The 16033-nt window shown below is 64.0% G+C and carries 17 protein-coding genes and 1 tRNA gene; 7 read left to right on the plus strand and 11 right to left on the minus strand.

What is annotated here, in order from left to right; all coding sequences use genetic code 11:
* Positions 1–25: 25 nt before the first annotated feature.
* Positions 26–739, minus strand: coding sequence for a DNA helicase (locus IVB48_RS01880; protein ID WP_247361751.1), 714 nt, complete (start codon positions 737–739; stop codon positions 26–28).
* Between the two features lie 184 nt (positions 740–923).
* Positions 924–1661, minus strand: coding sequence for a lipoyl(octanoyl) transferase LipB (gene lipB / locus IVB48_RS01885; RefSeq protein WP_247396946.1), 738 nt, complete (start codon positions 1659–1661; stop codon positions 924–926).
* An 80-nt stretch (positions 1662–1741) separates the two neighbouring features.
* Here lipB and IVB48_RS01890 point away from each other — a divergent pair, with 80 nt between their 5' ends.
* Together IVB48_RS01890 and IVB48_RS01895 are read left to right on the plus strand one after the other, a co-directional pair.
* Entirely contained in the window at positions 1742–1984 is a 243-nt protein-coding gene (locus IVB48_RS01890) for a FliM/FliN family flagellar motor switch protein (RefSeq protein WP_007603171.1), read from the plus strand.
* 203 nt (positions 1985–2187) lie between these two features.
* A tRNA-Leu gene (locus IVB48_RS01895) sits at positions 2188–2272 on the plus strand.
* 144 nt (positions 2273–2416) lie between these two features.
* On the opposite strand, the gene IVB48_RS01900 is transcribed toward IVB48_RS01895, so the two are convergent.
* The 3 genes from IVB48_RS01900 to fdhD all read right to left on the minus strand — a co-directional run bounded on the left by IVB48_RS01900 (position 2417) and on the right by fdhD (position 4968).
* Positions 2417–3238, minus strand: coding sequence for a DUF2182 domain-containing protein (locus IVB48_RS01900; protein WP_247361747.1), 822 nt, complete (start codon positions 3236–3238; stop codon positions 2417–2419).
* 65 nt (positions 3239–3303) lie between these two features.
* Positions 3304–3933, minus strand: coding sequence for a DUF1326 domain-containing protein (locus IVB48_RS01905; protein ID WP_247361745.1), 630 nt, complete (start codon positions 3931–3933; stop codon positions 3304–3306).
* Positions 3934–4095: 162 nt separating this feature from the next.
* Entirely contained in the window at positions 4096–4968 is an 873-nt protein-coding gene (gene fdhD, locus IVB48_RS01910; RefSeq protein ID WP_249805397.1) for a formate dehydrogenase accessory sulfurtransferase FdhD, read from the minus strand.
* 117 nt (positions 4969–5085) lie between these two features.
* Between fdhD and IVB48_RS01915 the strand changes: the two genes are divergently transcribed.
* Positions 5086–7407, plus strand: a complete 2322-nt coding sequence (locus tag IVB48_RS01915; protein ID WP_247396949.1) for an FdhF/YdeP family oxidoreductase — start codon at positions 5086–5088, stop codon at positions 7405–7407.
* A gap of 34 nt (positions 7408–7441) precedes the next feature.
* The gene (locus IVB48_RS01920; RefSeq protein ID WP_247396951.1) at positions 7442–8050 is read left to right on the plus strand and encodes an isochorismatase family cysteine hydrolase; all 609 of its coding nucleotides are present in this window, start codon (positions 7442–7444) and stop codon (positions 8048–8050) included.
* A 12-nt stretch (positions 8051–8062) separates the two neighbouring features.
* Here the strand turns inward: IVB48_RS01920 and IVB48_RS01925 are convergent, their stop codons facing one another.
* From IVB48_RS01925 to IVB48_RS01945, 5 genes are all read right to left on the minus strand, one after another.
* On the minus strand, positions 8063–9223 hold the full coding sequence (locus IVB48_RS01925) for a DUF305 domain-containing protein (protein WP_247396954.1): 1161 nt from the start codon (positions 9221–9223) through the stop codon (positions 8063–8065).
* Positions 9220–9399 (minus strand): CsbD family protein, encoded by a 180-nt coding sequence (locus IVB48_RS01930; RefSeq protein ID WP_247396957.1) that lies wholly within the window; start codon positions 9397–9399, stop codon positions 9220–9222. Before IVB48_RS01930 ends, IVB48_RS01925 begins: the two co-directional genes overlap by 4 nt.
* 142 nt (positions 9400–9541) lie before the next feature.
* A complete protein-coding gene (locus IVB48_RS01935; protein WP_247396961.1) occupies positions 9542–11146 on the minus strand; it encodes an alpha-amylase family glycosyl hydrolase in 1605 nt (534 codons plus the stop codon).
* Positions 11147–11173: 27 nt separating this feature from the next.
* Complete coding sequence (locus tag IVB48_RS01940; protein ID WP_247396964.1) at positions 11174–11716, minus strand: hypothetical protein; 543 nt, start codon at positions 11714–11716, stop codon at positions 11174–11176.
* A gap of 12 nt (positions 11717–11728) precedes the next feature.
* Complete coding sequence (locus IVB48_RS01945; RefSeq protein ID WP_247396967.1) at positions 11729–12904, minus strand: zinc-dependent alcohol dehydrogenase; 1176 nt, start codon at positions 12902–12904, stop codon at positions 11729–11731.
* Between the two features lie 172 nt (positions 12905–13076).
* Here IVB48_RS01945 and IVB48_RS01950 point away from each other — a divergent pair, with 172 nt between their 5' ends.
* Complete coding sequence (locus IVB48_RS01950; protein ID WP_247286914.1) at positions 13077–13859, plus strand: SDR family NAD(P)-dependent oxidoreductase; 783 nt, start codon at positions 13077–13079, stop codon at positions 13857–13859.
* 342 nt (positions 13860–14201) lie between these two features.
* Here the strand turns inward: IVB48_RS01950 and IVB48_RS01955 are convergent, their stop codons facing one another.
* Positions 14202–14606: a response regulator gene (locus IVB48_RS01955; RefSeq protein WP_247287427.1), complete on the minus strand. Its 405-nt coding sequence runs from the start codon at positions 14604–14606 to the stop codon at positions 14202–14204.
* 88 nt (positions 14607–14694) lie between these two features.
* Between IVB48_RS01955 and IVB48_RS01960 the strand changes: the two genes are divergently transcribed.
* Both IVB48_RS01960 and IVB48_RS01965 read left to right on the plus strand, forming a co-directional pair.
* Positions 14695–15702, plus strand: a complete 1008-nt coding sequence (locus IVB48_RS01960) for a chemotaxis protein CheB (protein ID WP_247286913.1) — start codon at positions 14695–14697, stop codon at positions 15700–15702.
* An 8-nt stretch (positions 15703–15710) separates the two neighbouring features.
* Positions 15711–15977 carry a hypothetical protein gene (locus IVB48_RS01965; RefSeq protein ID WP_247286912.1) on the plus strand — a complete coding sequence of 89 codons (267 nt, stop codon included), beginning with the start codon at positions 15711–15713 and terminating at the stop codon, positions 15975–15977.
* The last annotated feature ends 56 nt before the right edge of the window (positions 15978–16033 follow it).

Consider the following 16033-nt stretch of genomic DNA (forward strand, 5'->3'; position numbering starts at 1 on the left):
CTGAACCGGTTGAGCCTCCTGATCGTCAGCTCGCTATGCGAAACTGAACTTCGTCCTTGTTCAGGAAACAGGTCTTGTCGAACAGCTTCAGGTCGAGCGGGTTCGGCAGCCTGACATCGTCCAGGTCAGGGCAGGGCTTGAGCGAGGGATCATAGGAACGGTCGATCTGCGAGATGAAGACGACAATCAATCCCTTGTCGCGCGCGAATGATTTCAACGCGCGCACCTGAACGGAAAGGTCGGGATTTTCCCGCCGCTGGTCGAGCAGTTGCAGATAGTCGATCACCACGACGGTGCCGCGCGGTGCTGCGGCCATCTGCTTGACGACGTGGTCGGCACTGATGGCGTCGGAGCAATCGACCTCGAAGAGTTTTTCGAATTGCGCCAGGTCCACGCCGATCGCCCGAAAGCGATCGAAGACGTCTTTCTCGGTGTATTCCAGCGAGAAGAACGCGGCGCGATGGCCTGACCGCATCGCCTCCACGGCAAGCTCCAGGCTCATCAGGGTCTTGCCCTGGCCGGGACGCGCGCCAACCAGCACCAGGTCCCCCGGTTGGAATTGCGGGAAAAGCCGGTTGGCCGGCGTCGCTGCGGCAGCTTTCGCCGCGAGCATGCTCCATGCGGAAAAGCCTTCCGTCGCGGCGATGCGGTCGAGCGCATCGTGCAGCGGAATGCCTTCCTCGCGGGACAGGCGCTTCGCTCTTCGCTTCAGATGATAAATGGGTGCAGACAGTCTCATCGCAAAAACCTCCCATTGCGAGCTGAAACGCAACCCCTCCTTATGCCTGGCGCTCGAACAGTCGGTCCGATGATCAATTCGCCCGGTATGAAATGTACTTTCCCGGCGGAGGGGGGAGGCGTGGGCGACACCGAGATCAAGCGTAGCTGATTCCGGGTTTGCGGAGAATGAGGGAGACCGGAAGTTAGGCCGCCGCTTCCGGCATCAGCGCCTGGGTCGGCCCGAACAGCTCCTCGAAGGCTTGCCGAAGCGCCACGTCGACATCGCTCATCGTCACGAGCTGGCCGAGGTCGACCAGCGAGGTGACGCCGTAGCGGGGATCGGCGACGCCGCAGGGCACGATGCCGTCGAAATGCGACAGCTCCGGCTCGACATTGATGGCGATGCCATGGAACGAGACCCAGCGCTTCAGCCGGACGCCGATCGCCGCGATCTTGTCCTCGTGCTCGGGTCCCTTATCGGGCCGCTTGACCCAGACGCCGACCCGGTCCTCGCGCCGCTCGCCATGGATATTGAACGCGGCGAGCGTCCGCAGAATCAACTCTTCCAGGCTCGCGACATAGGCCCGGACATCCGGCCGGCGGCGCTTCAGGTCGAGCATGACATAGGCCACGCGCTGGCCGGGCCCGTGATAGGTGAGCTGGCCGCCCCGCCCGGTGGCAAAGGTCGGGAATCGGGCATCGAGCAGGTCTGATTCCTTGCCCGAGGTGCCGGACGTGTAGAGCGGGGGGTGCTCCAGCAGCCAGACCAGCTCCGGAGCTTCACCCGCCGCAATCGCCGCGACGCGCGCTTCCATTTCGGCCACGGCCTCCGGATAGGGCACGGGCGCGTCCGAAATCCGCCACTCCACGGGCTCGCCGGAGGAGGCGGAAAACGCCGTCAAATCGAGCTCTTGGCGGGGGTTTTGGGGTGAATTAACCATTGGCTAACCATAACCGGGTGATGATCCCAGGCGCAAATACCAAGTCCCTAGTCCTAGTCCCAAGTTGCGGTGGTGCTGAAGTGCCTACTCTCGACAAAGTCACCGTGGATCTCATGGTCGTCCTCGGGACGACAACCATGCCGATCCATCAAGTATTACGTCTTTCCCGCGGCGCCATCATCGAGCTGGACGCAACCGAGGCCGACGAGGTCAAGGTTTTGGCCAATAATTTGCCCGTCGCCTCCGGCGTCGTGCTGGTCGACCGCAACCGGATCGCGGTCGAGGTCAAGCAGATGCTGCCCCGTATCCCGGGCACGCGGTAGCGGCCTGGGCACGCGGTAGCGGCCCGGGCACGCGCAGCCGCCTGGGCAGGCGGAAAAGGCCGATCCCGGCGCGAAGAGCCGGAACTTTCCTGCCAAGCTTGTGGAATTCAGGGCCTTTGGAGGCTTGTACCCCTCTGATGGATTTGTTAGATCGGCGCCGTTGATCCGGTTGGCCTTCAAGCCTCAAGCCGGCATCCCCAAAAGCGCTCGTGGCGGAATTGGTAGACGCGCTGCCTTGAGGTGGCAGTGAGTAAAATCGTGGGGGTTCGAGTCCCTCCGAGCGCACCAAGCAAACAGACACGCGAAAGATTGTTTCGCGATTTGCGGTGCCCGCCGTGTTCGCGCTGCGAATCCTGGAACGGGGCCTCCCCCAGTCTTCGATGTTCGATCTCGCGGCCGAGAGTCGGCGCGATCGTCGTCCGCGCCTCGCAATCACTTCGGCAAGGTCAGCAGGAGCCACGCGCCCGCGGCCACACAGGCAATGCCGGCAGCGCGCGCGATCCAGCGTCCCACCGGCGTGACTTTCTCCAAAAGTACAAGCAACGACAAAAGCGCAATCCAGAGCACGTTCATCACGCCGCCCACGAACAACAGCGCCATCAATACCCAGCAGCAGCCGACACAATAACCTCCATGCCGAAAGCCCAGCAGCACGCAACCCCGCAGGTCGCTGCGAAAGCCGCCGTGGCGCATCAGGAACAGAAACGGCGACTGGCATTGGGCGAGGCAGATGTCTTTGAGCCGTGTCCATTGATAGGCGCCCGCCGCGATCAGCACGATGCCGCCGAGCAGGTTGCTCGCGATCGCCATCCGGGAATCCAGCAGGGCAGCCCGCTCGATCGCCCATTGGAGCAGGGTGGCTGCCAGCGAAAAGCCGCACCAGGCCAGGAGATAGCCGGCGGCAAACCAGCCGGTCGCTGCGAATAGTTTGCCTTGCGCTTTGCCCTGTCGACCTACACGGGCGTACATCAGGATCATGGGCGCGGCCGAGGGGGCCATCATTCCGACCATCATCACCGCCCACATCAGGAACACATAGGCGAACTCGATTGTTCGCCACGGCTCTTCGGCTGGCAGCATGATTCCGATCCCAGCCGGGATCATGCGGAACTCGGTCATGTCCATGCCGCCCATGTCCATGTCGTTGGCGAGCCAGAGCACATAGCTCCACGCCAGCGCGACCATGAGGACGATCGCGCCGCCGACGATCCAGCGATCGCGCCGCAGCACGGCTTCCAAGGGGCTGTCCGTCATTTGCGATCGATGTTGTGCGATCGATGTTGCCGGCCACCGATGCAGGCCGGTATCTGGAGTTTACATCACGCCTGGTTCGACCAGCGGATCGGCGCATAGAGGCCGTTCCTGCCGGAATTATCCCAGCGCATGCCATGATCGCTGAAGGTATTGCCGGCAGCACCGACCGCCATCACCATGGCGTCGGGGCTGACCGGATGGCCGATGTTCACCCACATCTCGCCGCTCGGATGCATGGTCGGTAGCGGATCGACGGACATGTGCAGGACGCCGGGGATTTCCGCGGACCGCGTCTTGCCGTCGATTTGGAACGTGATCGGGACCTTGCGCACCCCCAGGTTCTTGCTGATCAGTGGCGCGAACGCGGCCATGGGACCGCCGGCACCGCCGGTGAAGATTGCAGCCAGGGCCTGGGTCTGGTCATCGTTGGCGCGCTGATCGATATAGGCGGCCACCGACCAGTCTCCGTCTGCCATGACCCCAGGTGCGTGGAGGATGACGAGCACATTCAGGTCATCGAGCGCGATCTCGCCATAGCGGCCGGTCTCGATGTGGAAGATCAGCGGTACGTTGCAGAAGCCCTCGGTCGGTCGCGCGGTCAACGGCGGCGCCGCCGACACCAGGCAGGGGCACACGATGCTGCAATTGCAATTCTCGAAATAGTCACCGGAAAGGTGCCATGGGACATCCGCCATTGCTGTCTCCCGCTTGGCCGAACCCGATAGATGCTTTCGAATGAGCTACGTAGAGTTGAAAATTACGCTTCGTGAGGAAGCACCGCAAGCCGATTCCACCATCGACATATGTCGAGCAAGGTGAGCGCGACGAAGTTCGCTATCCCTCATGCCCGGGTTCCCTTAGTTTGCCTGCGGTCGAAACTCCGGCTCGATCTGGGTGGCCGCGGGCATGAACACCCGCGCCGGATGGCTGAAGATCTCGAATTCGTCGCCCCGTGCGATCCCGACAAGCGTAATGCCACTGGCCTCCGCCGTTCGGACCGCAAGCGCAGTCGGTGCAGACATGGCGACGACGATGCCGGCGCCCATCGCGGCGGTTTTTTGCACCATCTCGACCGATAGCCGGCTGGTGAGGATGACGGCGCCGGCGCCGCCGGATGCACCTTCGATGGCGAGAGCGCCGGCAAGCTTGTCGAGGGCGTTGTGGCGCCCCACGTCCTCGCGCACCATCATGGTCTTGCTGCCTGGCCGGAAAAAACCCGCGGCGTGAGCGGCGCGTGTCTTGTGGTTGAGGATCTGTGACTCGGTGAGGGCCGCGATGGCCGTGCTGATCTGCTCCGGCGTGAGGCCCGCCGGTTGCTCGACGCACTGAGCGATACGGCCGGCTTCGCGCAGGCTGTCGATGCCGCACAGGCCGCAACCCGTCGGCCCGACCAGATGTCGCCGTCGCTCCTTCAGCCGTCGCCCGGCATTCGGTCGCAGCCATAGCCGCAGTTCGATCCCGTCGGGACCGGGAACGACCGTGAGCTCCTCGATCTCGCCGATGTCGCCGATGATCCCTTCGGTCAGACTGAATCCCACAGCAAGGTCGGTCAGATCGGCGGGAGTTGCCATCACGACGGCGACGGTCGTTCCGTCGTAGACGAGTGCCACGGGACATTCCTCGGCCAGCATCCGCTCATCGTGCGTCCCGCTCGACGTGAGCCGGGGCATTCTCACGGATGGCGTGGGCATGGATGCGCGATCGTGTGCGCCGGATCGAGAGCCGTGCATGGGTGTTCGTCCTACGTCAATTCATCGACGCACGAACCGGAGCAAGGTTCCGAACGGTTGGAACTTGCCATCCCATCTCGGGTTCTGCGTGCAGGGCTTGCGATTGAAGGAAACGCCATGCGGCAAAAGGCAAAGGTCGAGAACAATGATGCGCCGGCAGGCGGCTGGGGCTCACTTAAAGCCGTTGCAAGCATCCTGACGCAGGAAGAGGTCGCCATTCTCGGCAGCGAGATCCTGCTCAAGCAGAACAAGCCCGACGGATTCATGTGCGTGAGCTGCTCCTGGGCCAAGCCGGCCAAGCCACGTCCATTCGAGTTCTGCGAGAACGGTGCCAAGGCGACCGCCTGGGAGATTACTCGCAAGACCGCGAGACCGGAGTTCTTTGCGCAACATACGCTGACTGCACTACGAACCTGGTCCGATCATCAACTGGAGGAGCAGGGGCGCCTGACGACGCCGATGCGTTACGACCTGGCAAGCGACAAATATCTAGCGGTCGACTGGGACGAGGCCTTTGCGGATATCGGCGCCGAGCTGAACCGGCTCGATCCCCGTTCCGTCGTGATGTACACGTCCGGACGTGCCTCGCTCGAAACCAGCTACATGTACCAATTGTTCGGCCGCATGTACGGCACCAACAATTTCCCCGACAGCTCGAACATGTGCCACGAGACGACGTCGGTGGCGCTGCCGGAGGTGATCGGAGTTCCGGTCGGCACGGTGCTGCTGGAGGATTTCGAGATCACCGATTGCATCTTCTTCTTCGGCCATAACACCACCACCAATGCGCCGCGCATGCTGCATCCGCTCCAGGAGGCGGCGCAGCGCGGCGTGCCGATCATAACGTTCAATCCGCTGCGCGAGCGCGGCCTGGAGCGTTTCGTCAATCCGCAAAATCCCGTCCAGATGATCGCAGGCGGCACGCGCATCAGCTCGCAATATTATCAGGTGCGTGTCGGCGGCGACGCGGCGGCGATCGTCGGGATTTGCAAATGGGTGATCGAGGCGGACGACCTCGCTCGGGAAAATGAAACTGCGCGCGTGGTGGATGCCGAATTCATCCGGCAGCACACGGTCGGCTTCGAGGAGTTCGCCGAATTCTGCCGTGCACAGGATTGGGAGGAGATCGAACGGGCCTCCGGGCTTTCGCGCGGTGCCCTGCGCGAGGCCGCGAACACTTATATGGAGGCCAAGGCCGTGATCGCCAATTACGGCATGGGCATCACCCAGCACAAGCACGGCGTCGAGACGAACAAGATGATCGTCAACCTGCTGCTGCTCCGCGGCAATATCGGCAAGCCCGGCGCGGGCATTTCGCCGATCCGGGGCCACTCCAACGTGCAGGGCCAGCGCACCGTCGGGATCTCCGAGAAGACCAAGCTGGTGCCGCTGGACAAGCTTGCGGAGCTCTACGGTTTCGAGCCGCCGCGGTGGGAGGGACTGTCCACCGTCGACGCCTGCCAGGGCATTCTGAAAGGCGACGTTCGCGGCTTCGTCAGCCTCGGCGGCAATTTCCTGCGCGCCGTTCCCGAGCGGTCCCTGATGGAGCCCGCCTGGTCCGGCCTGCGCCTATCGGTGCAGATCGCGACCAAGCTCAACCGGACCCACCTCGTGCCGGGCGAGGTCACTTATCTGCTGCCGTGCCTCGGCCGGATCGAGATCGACCGGCAGGCCAGCGGCGCACAAGCGGTGTCGATGGAGGATTCCACCACCTGCATTCACGGATCGCGCGGCCAGCGCAAGCCGGTGGCCGACCATCTCCTGTCGGAGCCGGCGATCGTCGCCGCCCTGGCAAAGGCAACGTTGAAGCCCAACCCCAAGATCGATTGGGACGCCTGGGTCGCCGACTATTCGCGGGTTCGGGACGCCATCGAGCGCACTTATCCCGACCAGTTCAAGGACTTCAATGCGCGCATGTTCGAACCCGGCGGTTTTGCGCGGCCGCTCGCGGCGCGCGAGCGGAAGTGGAAGACCCCGAACGGCAAGGCGAACTTCACCGTTCCAAAGTCGGCCTTCGCGCCACCCCGCGAGACCGACGGCATCTATGAGCTGATGACACTGCGCGCGGACGGGCAGTTCAATACGACGATCTACGCCGAAGGCGATCGCTTTCGCGGCATCGAGGGCGGCCGCTACGTCGTGTTCATTAATCCCGCTGACATGGAGGAAGACGGGCTAAAATCGGGAGATACCGTCACGCTGGTGACGGAGGCGGGCGATGGCGTCACGCGCAGCTTGAGCGAGCTCCAAATCGTCCCCTATGGCATCCCGCGCAGGAGCATTGCGGCCTATTATCCCGAATGCAACGTGCTCATTCCGCTCTGGCATCAGGCGGAGGGCAGCAAGGTCCCTGCTGCGAAATCCATTCCGGTGCGTCTGTTCAAGGACATCCTTCCAGAGATCGTCGAGGGCGGAGAGGCTCCGATCTCGGCGTCGTGAACGCCGTCGATCGCGCCCACAGGAGTGAAGGACGATGAGAGACAGCGCGTCGGAAGTGACCGGCATCAGCGACGCCGTTCACTTGTGCATCGACATGCAGAACATCTTCGCTCCCGGCGGTCTCTGGGCGACGCCATGGATGGCGAGAGTATTGCCGACGATCGCCTCGATCGTTTCGCGCCATCAGGCCAGAACGATCTTCACGCGATTCATCACGCCCGAAGATCCGGAAGATCGGCCCGGACAGTGGCAGAGCTATTTTCGTCGCTGGCGCGAGGCGACCCGCAAGCATCTTCCGCCATCTGGTCTCGAACTCGTGCCGGCCCTGAGCCGCTTCGTTCCTCCGGCGGCCGCCATCGACAAGCCGGCCTATTCGGCGTTCAGCAATCCCGGCCTCGCGAGCCTGCTGGTGGACAAGGGAGTCCGCACGGTCATCATCACCGGGGCAGAGACGGACGTCTGCGTGCTCTCGACGGTCCTGAGCGCCGTCGATCTCGGCTTCAGGGTCGTCATCGTCGAGGATGCGCTGTGCAGCTCGTCCGATGTCGGCCACGATGCGCTCATGACGATGTATCGCACCCGCTTTCATGGACAGGTCGATCTGATGACCGCCGAGGAATTGGCGGAGTTCTGGCGCGAGTAGGGTGCAATCTACTCAATTGACGTTGTCGCCGAGCATGTTGCGGAACGCCGTGGTGACGGCAGCAATGCCGATCGCGCGGTGCATGAGCGCGATCTCCCCCTGCTGCTCGTGGCGGATGGCGTGGGCCATCACACGCAGGCGCAGATCGCCGGCGCTATGCCACATCTGGTCGGCCATCCTGACCGCGCCGGCGTGATGCTTGCTCATCGTCTCGACGAACAGCGTGTCGAATTGATCCGCCGGCGCGGCCTTGACCTGCCGCATCTCGGCCTGCGTCAGGAAGCCCGGCATGGCGGCACGTTCGTCCGAGCTGCAATCGGGCATCTCGGTGTCGAACCAGCTCAGCCACCAGGTCTCGAAAATCCGGTTCTCGCCCGTCTGGCTTGCGACCATCAGCATCGCCAGCTTTCGCAGATGCGGGTCCTGCGCGCGCTCCGCGGCGCTCCGCGCCAGCGCGATGCCCTGGGCGTGATGCGCGGTCATGTGACGGATGTAAGTCTGGTCCGCGTCTCTGTCGTGGCCCATCCATAGCGGCTCGTAACCATGGCTGCCGAACAACGCGGTCGCGCCGAGCAGCGCGATCAAGGCCAGCGCGCCGGTGATCCAGGCATTGGTGAAGCGAACATCGCGCGCGGGTGCAGCTCCCCCCGTCCAGCGCAGCCTGGCGAACAGGGGGTACATCACGGCCGAGGAGCTGTGGACGAGCAGGCCGATCCAGTACGGCTGCTGCAGCGTGAACAGCGGCTGCCAGAACGGAAACAGCGGCACCAGCACGAACCATTCCATGCTTGACGAGAACACGGCCCATGGCAGGGCGAGCAGCAGGATCGTGAGCGGCCGCAGGTCGGCGGTCCAGCGTCCGAGCACACCGAAGAACACCAGCGCCCAGGAGAAGTCCGCCCATTGGTGGAAGGCGATCCCGGCAAGGATCGCGCTCCACGACGGCTCTGCGCTGATCGCCCAATCGCGCGCGGGAATGGCGGCGACCGTCATCCAGTCGACGGCGGCATCGCGTCCGATGCGCGCGGCGAAGAGCTGGCTGACGATGGTCGAGAAGGTGCTGCTGATCAGGCCGAGTTGGGCAGCGGCGATCCAGCGGGAGCGCCGCCGTGAGGCGGCTTCATCACCGGGGCGAATTGAACTGGAAATGGCGGACGGCGCGGCGGCGTTCACGTCAGCTGATTGAGTTTCTTCAACGGATTGAGCTCGCTCGGCTTGCTCTGTTCGTCCCGGCCGCGCCCCGCTTGCTCCCTGCCTTCCTCATGGAGATCCTGATCCCCGACGATTTCACCGATGGCCTGCTTCGTCTTGCCAGCGATCCGCTGACCGAGGCCCTTGGTCTTGCTCATGGTCCGCCTCCAGGCTCACGCCGCTACCCCGGCGCTTGAAGGGGGTGAGCGCCGGGGCCGCGGTTTGGTCTACTCTGCCTCCGGCAGGGGGGACGTCGGAAGCGTTGATGAGACTCCCTGCCGCGCGGATGGTTCCTCGGCCTCACCGTGGCTCGATCGCGATGATCACGCCTTCATTGCCGCGGAGCAGGATGGTGGCACCCGGCAGCGGCTCGGACGGCAGGTCCAGATGCGTCGACATCAGCAAGCGGCCGCGACCTTGCCAATGCCATTTCCGCGGCTCGGCGGCGATGTTGAGCGCGACCAGAATGTCGCTGCCGTCACCCGTCCGCCTGTAGGCAAGCACGTCGTTCTGCGCGCGTAGCGGCTCGTAACCGCCGTGGTGCAGGCACGCGTGCTCGCGGCGCAACATCATCAGCGCGCGAAACAGCGCCAGGATCGAACGCGGGTCGCGCCGCTGCCCGGCCACGTTGGCGGCGCCGTCAGGCGGCTCCAGCGGCAGCCACGGATTGCCGGTGGTGAAGCCGCCGTTGGTGCTGTCGTCCCAACGCATCGGCGCGCGTTCCGGATCGCGGCAAAGGCCGTAGCCCCGCACGAGCTTCTCGAAGGGGTCGCGGACGCGGTCTGACGGAATGGGAACGCGCTTGCGGCCGATCTCGTCGCCCATGAAGAAGAACGGCGTTCCCCGCAGCGTCATCAGCAGCATCGCCAGCACCCGCATCTGCGCGTCGCCGATTTTGCTCGCAATCCGCTGCTTGTCGTGACCACCGACAACCCAAACCGGCCATGCATGATCCGGGATGGCGTTGAAATACGCGTCGATCGTCGCTTGCAGCGACAGTGCGTCCCATTGCGAGTCCAGCAGTGCGAAATTGAGCGGCAGATGCAGGCGCGGCCGGTCGTTGCCGTAGAAGTGTCCGATGCGGTCGGTCTTGCCCTGGACTTCGCCGCACAACATCCGCCCCGGATAGCCGTCGATCACCTCGCGGATGAATTCGATGCAGTCCATCGTCTCCGGCCGATCGTCGGTAAAGACCGGCGTCTGGCGCTGCGGCGGCGGCTTGCCTTTCGCTCGGGGGTTCGGCGGATTGTCGCGCAGGAGCGCGTCCTTGATCAGGACGGCGCTGGCATCGACGCGAAAGCCGTCGACGCCGCGATCGAGCCAGAAGCGCATGACATCGGCGATCGCGGCGCGCAGCTGCGGGTTGCGCCAGTTCAGATCGGGCTGCTCGACCAGGAAGGAATGGTAGTAATATTGCCGCCGCGCCTCGCACCATTCCCAGCCGCTGCCGCCGAAGCGGCTCAGCCAGTTGTTGGGCGGGCCGCCGTTCTCGGCCCCGTCGGCCCAGATGTACCAATCGGCTTTCGCGCTGTTCCGCGAGCTGCTGCTCTCGACGAACCATGCGTGATCGTTCGCAGTATGGTTGGGCACGAGATCGAGGATCACGCGGATCTCTGCTGCGTGCAGGGCCCTGAGCAGGCGGTCGAACGCATCGAGGCTACCGAACGCCGGGTCGATGGAGCAGTAGTCGGAGATGTCGTAGCCGAGGTCGCGGAAGGGGCTCTTGTAGATCGGCGTCAGCCACACCGCGTCGACGCCGAGCCATTTCAGATAGTCGATGCGCGATGTCAGACCGGCGAGGTCGCCATTGCCGTCACGGTCCGAGTCCTGGAACGAGATCAGTGCGATTTCGTAGATGACGGCGGATTTCCACCAGGCACCTTCATCACGGGACTCGTCGCTCATTGCCTTGCATCACCTCGTCGTGCGTCTTCAGGTCCGTCCCGCCGTGGCGTGCGCCGCGATCTGTTTTGCCGCGGTCCGGGCGCTCTCGATGCCCTTGGGAAAGCCGCTGCGGTTCGGATACAGCTTGCGCCGGGCGTCGCGCGGCGGCCGCCGCGGCTTGGTGTCCTGCGCGGCGCGGTAGTCGAGGATCGCGATTCCGCCGACCATCAGCAGCGCCAGCGCGATATTGCCCTTTTTGGGATTATCCGCGGTCAACCCGGAAAGCAGCGCGGCGGCATCGAGGCCGTCGCCGCCGACGCGGGCCCACAGGCCGGCGTTCTTCTCGACCGAGAGCGTCGTGATCCCGGCCAGGATCTCGCGCACGCCGAAGGCGCGGACCAGCGTCTCATGGCCTTCCATTCCCAGCGTTTCCGTGACCCGCCGTGGCGCGAAGAATTCGACGACGCCGAGGCCGATGCTAAACCAGCCGAGCGCGCGGGCGAGCTGGTCTTCGGGGCGCTTCAGGCTCGGGCCGCCTTCGACGATCTTCGGATCGCCCTTGGTGCGAACGATGTTGGAGAAATGAAACATGTATCTTGCTCCTCAGGGCTTCAGCACGACCTTGACGCAGGAGTCGCGCTTGTCGCGAAACACCTGATACATCTCGGGACCTTGGCTAAGCGGGACGGTGTGGGTGATGACGAAGGACGGATCAATCTGGCCTTCCTCGATGCGATGGAGCAGGTCGTCGGTCCAGCGGTTGACGTGGGTCTGGCCGGTGCGCATCGTCAGGCCCTTGTTCATGAAGGCGCCCATCGGAAGCATGTCGGAGAATCCGCTGTACACGCCCGCGACCGAAAGGATGCCGCCGGGACGGCAGACATAGATCATCTCGCGCAGCACATGCGGCCGGTCGCTCTCCACCATCACCATCTGCTTGGCGCGGTCGAGCAGCGTGTCGGGCAGGGAGGCCATCACATGCGACTCCATCCCGACGCAATCGATGCATTTCTCGGGGCCTCTGCCGTCGGTGAGCTCCTCGAGCCGCTCCAGGACGCTTTCGTTCTCGAAATTGATAGTGGTCGCGCCGCCGGCTTCGGCCATGCTGAGCCGTTCAGGCAGGCAGTCGATCGCGATAACCTGGTTGGCGCCGAGCAGGATGGCGCTGCGGATCGCCATCTGCCCCACCGGACCGCAGCCCCAGATCGCGACCGTGTCGGTCGGCTCGATGTCGCATTGCACGGCGGCCTGCCAGCCGGTCGGGAAGATGTCGCTGAGGAACAGCAATTGCTCGTCGGGAATTCGGGCGGGCACCTTGATGTGGGTGGCGTCGGCAAAGGGCACGCGCAGATATTCGGCCTGGCCGCCGGGATAGCCGCCGGTCAGATGCGTATAGCCGAACAGGCCGGCGCCGGAATGACCGAACACCTTTTCAGCGAGATGGCGCTTGCGGTTGGTGGTCTCGCAGACGGAGAAATTGCCGCGCTTGCACTGGTCGCATTCGCCGCAAATGATCGTGAAGGGCACGACGATGCGGTCGCCCTTCTTCAGCTTGCCATCAACCCCCGAGCCGACCTCGACCACTTCGCCCATGGTCTCGTGGCCCATGATGTCGCCGGGCAGCATGCCCGGTATGTAGTTGTGAAAGAGGTGCAGGTCCGAACCGCAGATGGCACAGCTCGTGACTTTAATGATCGCGTCGCGCGGATCCTGAATCTCGGGATCGGTGACGGTGTCGCAGCGAATGTCTTCCTTGCCGTGCCAAACCAGCGCCTTCATCTCTGTCCTCCCGCGAGCTACGAGGCATCCAAGTCGAACAGCGAACGATGGTTGCTATCGCACGGTACAGAATCTTTGCGCCGCACCAGAGTGCGTCCCGATAGGAACGAGCGGCCACCGCGGTGATTGGAGCGTCATCAATCCCACTCAAGGACTAGCGAAGGATACGCTCATGGCCGCGAACCAACTTGCAGTCGTTACCGGCGCCTCCACCGGCATCGGCCTGGAACTCGCCAGATGTTGTGCCCAAGGAGGCTTCAACCTTGTCATCGCTGCCGATGAGCCCGAGATCGAGAGGGTGGCCGTGGATCTCCGCAGGCTCGGCACCAGCGTCGAGGCGGTCGAGGCCGATCTCGCCACCACCGAAGGCGTCGACAAGCTCTGCGCCGCGGTCGGCGACCGGCCGATCGACGCGCTGCTGGCCAATGCCGGCGTCGGCCTCGGTAAGGCCTTCCTTGACCAGGATTTTGCCAGGATCAAGCACCTTGTCGACACCAACATCACCGGCACGCTGTATCTGATCCATCGCGCCGGCAACGAGATGCTTCGCCGCAATTCGGGCCGTATCCTGATCACGGGCTCGATCGCTGGATTCACGCCGGGCAGCTTCCAGGCGGTCTACAACGCCAGCAAGGCATTCCTCGATTCATTCTCGTTCGCGCTCCGCGAGGAGCTGCGCGACAGCGGCGTCACCGTCACCTGCCTGATGCCGGGCGCCACGGAAACCGAGTTCTTTCGCCGCGCCGACATGATGGACACGAAGGTCGGCACCGAGCCGAAGGACAGCGCCTACGACGTCGCGAAGGCCGGCTTCGACGCCATGTTGCGCGGCGAGTCCGACATCGTGACCGGAATGAAGAACAAGATCCAGACCACGATCGCCAACGTCACGCCCAACGAGATGTTGGCCAAGCAGCATCGCAAGATGGCGGAGCCGGGCACGGCGAAGTCGTAGAACGATGCCGTCGCAATCTAGGCTGAGGGCCCCGCCGCTCCCGCGGATCGACAAAGGAGGAATCCGATTCACATAGCCTAATGCGCGTGGCTTGCCAGTCCGCCAGATTGGTTGGGCTGGAGAAGGGGGCTGTGATGCCGATGGATCGCGTCGAACAGGCCTTTATCGCAACGGCAATCACGGGTTTTCTGGTGATGATGGCGGCGATCGTCTGGATGATGATGGGCTAATGGCGGGGAGGGCTGCTGTTTGCGGATCGCGTTGCCCTATGCTGCGGTGCTCCTGTGCCTGGCGGTGACCGCTTGGCTCGCTTTCGCGCATCTGTTCTGATCGCCGTTCGGCTCACCCCTGCGGATCGGCGATCAGTGCGGCCAGCCTGTGGGCCATCGCCGGCAGATCGATCGGTTTCTCCAGGATCAACACGTCGTGGAATTCCGGACTGATCGTGACCTTGTCGTATCCGGTCGTGAAGAGGAACGGTATGTTCCGTGCCTTCAGTTCGCGCGCGACAGGAAAGATCATCTCGCTGCGGATGTTCACGTCGAGCACGGCGGCATCCAGGATGCTGCCGTCGTGCAGGATCCTGAGTGCGTCCGCGAGATCGCCGACGGGGCCCGCGACGTCTGCGCCGAGCGCGCGACATGCCTTGCCAATGTCATCGGCGAGAAAATATTCGTCCTCGACAACGAAGATCCGCCGCCCGCTGAGCGGCGGCAGCGGATCTGACGACGTGGGCGATATCACCATGACGCCTCCCATGCCTTCCTTTCCGGACCGTAGGAACATAGGGCGGTGACCCGCCTTGGTACAAACGTTACAACCGAAAGTGGGTTCCATGAGCAACCGCGACATCATCGTCATAGGTGGCTCGGCCGGCGCGACCGCACCGCTGAAGCAGATCCTGGGCCGCCTGCCGCCGGATCTGCCCGCGGCGGTGTTCATCGTGCTGCACATCCCGGCGCAAGGCATCGGCATTCTCTCGACGGTCGCCAGCAGCGCCGGCCCGCTCCCGGTCCGGCAGGCCGAAAACGGCATGAAGATCGAGCCCGGCCAGGTTTACCTGGCCGCACCCGACCATCATCTGCTGCTGTCCGAGGATCGCGTGTTCCTCGGGCGCGGTCCGCGCGAGAACATGGTGCGGCCGGCCATCGACGCCTTGTTTCGCTCGGCCGCCATCAATTACGGCCCGCGCGTGATCGGCGTGCTGCTCAGCGGCCTGTTGTCCGACGGTGCGGCCGGTCTCAACGCGATCAAGCGTTGCGGCGGGATATCCGTGGTTCAGGACCCCTCGGACGCCATCGCCGATGAGATGCCAAGGAGCGCCCTGGAGGCCTCCATCATCGATCTTTGCGTCCCAGGCGCCGGAATGGGTGATGTCCTGTCCGATCTCACCAGGGAAGTTGCCGGCGCCGCGCTGCCGATCCCGCCGGAGATCCGGCTCGAGGTCGAGATCGCGGCCGGCGAGCGGATCGGCAGTGACAAGCTCATCTCGGTGGCTGATCCGGTTGCGCTGACCTGTCCGGCCTGCGGGGGGGTGCTGTCCGAGATTAAGGAAGCGCACCCGATGCGCTTCCGTTGCCAGGTCGGTCACGCCTACACCGCCGACATCCTCGCCAAGGAGCAGGAAGGGCAAGTGGATGAAGCCCTGCGGGTCGCGCTGCGTATCATCGAGGAGCGGGCGGAGCTAGTACAGCGCATGGCCGCTGACGGCCGGCGCAGTGGCCGGCCCGCGGTTGCCGAGATGTACCAGGCGCGGGCTGCCGAATATCGCGAATATGCCGACATGATACGGCGGGTTGTGCTAAAGTCGCTCGATCCTCCGGTTCGCAACCGGGAGGCTTGAGGGTCGCCATGAACATTTCCCTCGCCGAATGGACCGAGCAGCTCGATACCGAGCGCCGCCATCTGATCAAGGCCGATCGTGATATCGATGAGGGTTGGCAGCGCATCCGAGACCAGGAGGATCGGATTCGTGCACTCAGTGCCGGCAGCCATGAGGCGGCCCTGGCGGAGCGGTTGGCGGAGGCCCTGAAGCAGACCCTGACCGAATGGCTGCGCCATCGTGTCCTGATCGAGCAGCGGATTGCCTACCTTCGGCAGCAAGTCGGTCCGGAGTGATCCGGGCGGCAGGCCGCCCGAAATCTGCGCCGAGTTCATACATGAAGTCGAGTTGC

This window comes from Bradyrhizobium sp. 76, assembly GCF_023073025.1.
GTDB lineage: Bacteria > Pseudomonadota > Alphaproteobacteria > Rhizobiales > Xanthobacteraceae > Bradyrhizobium.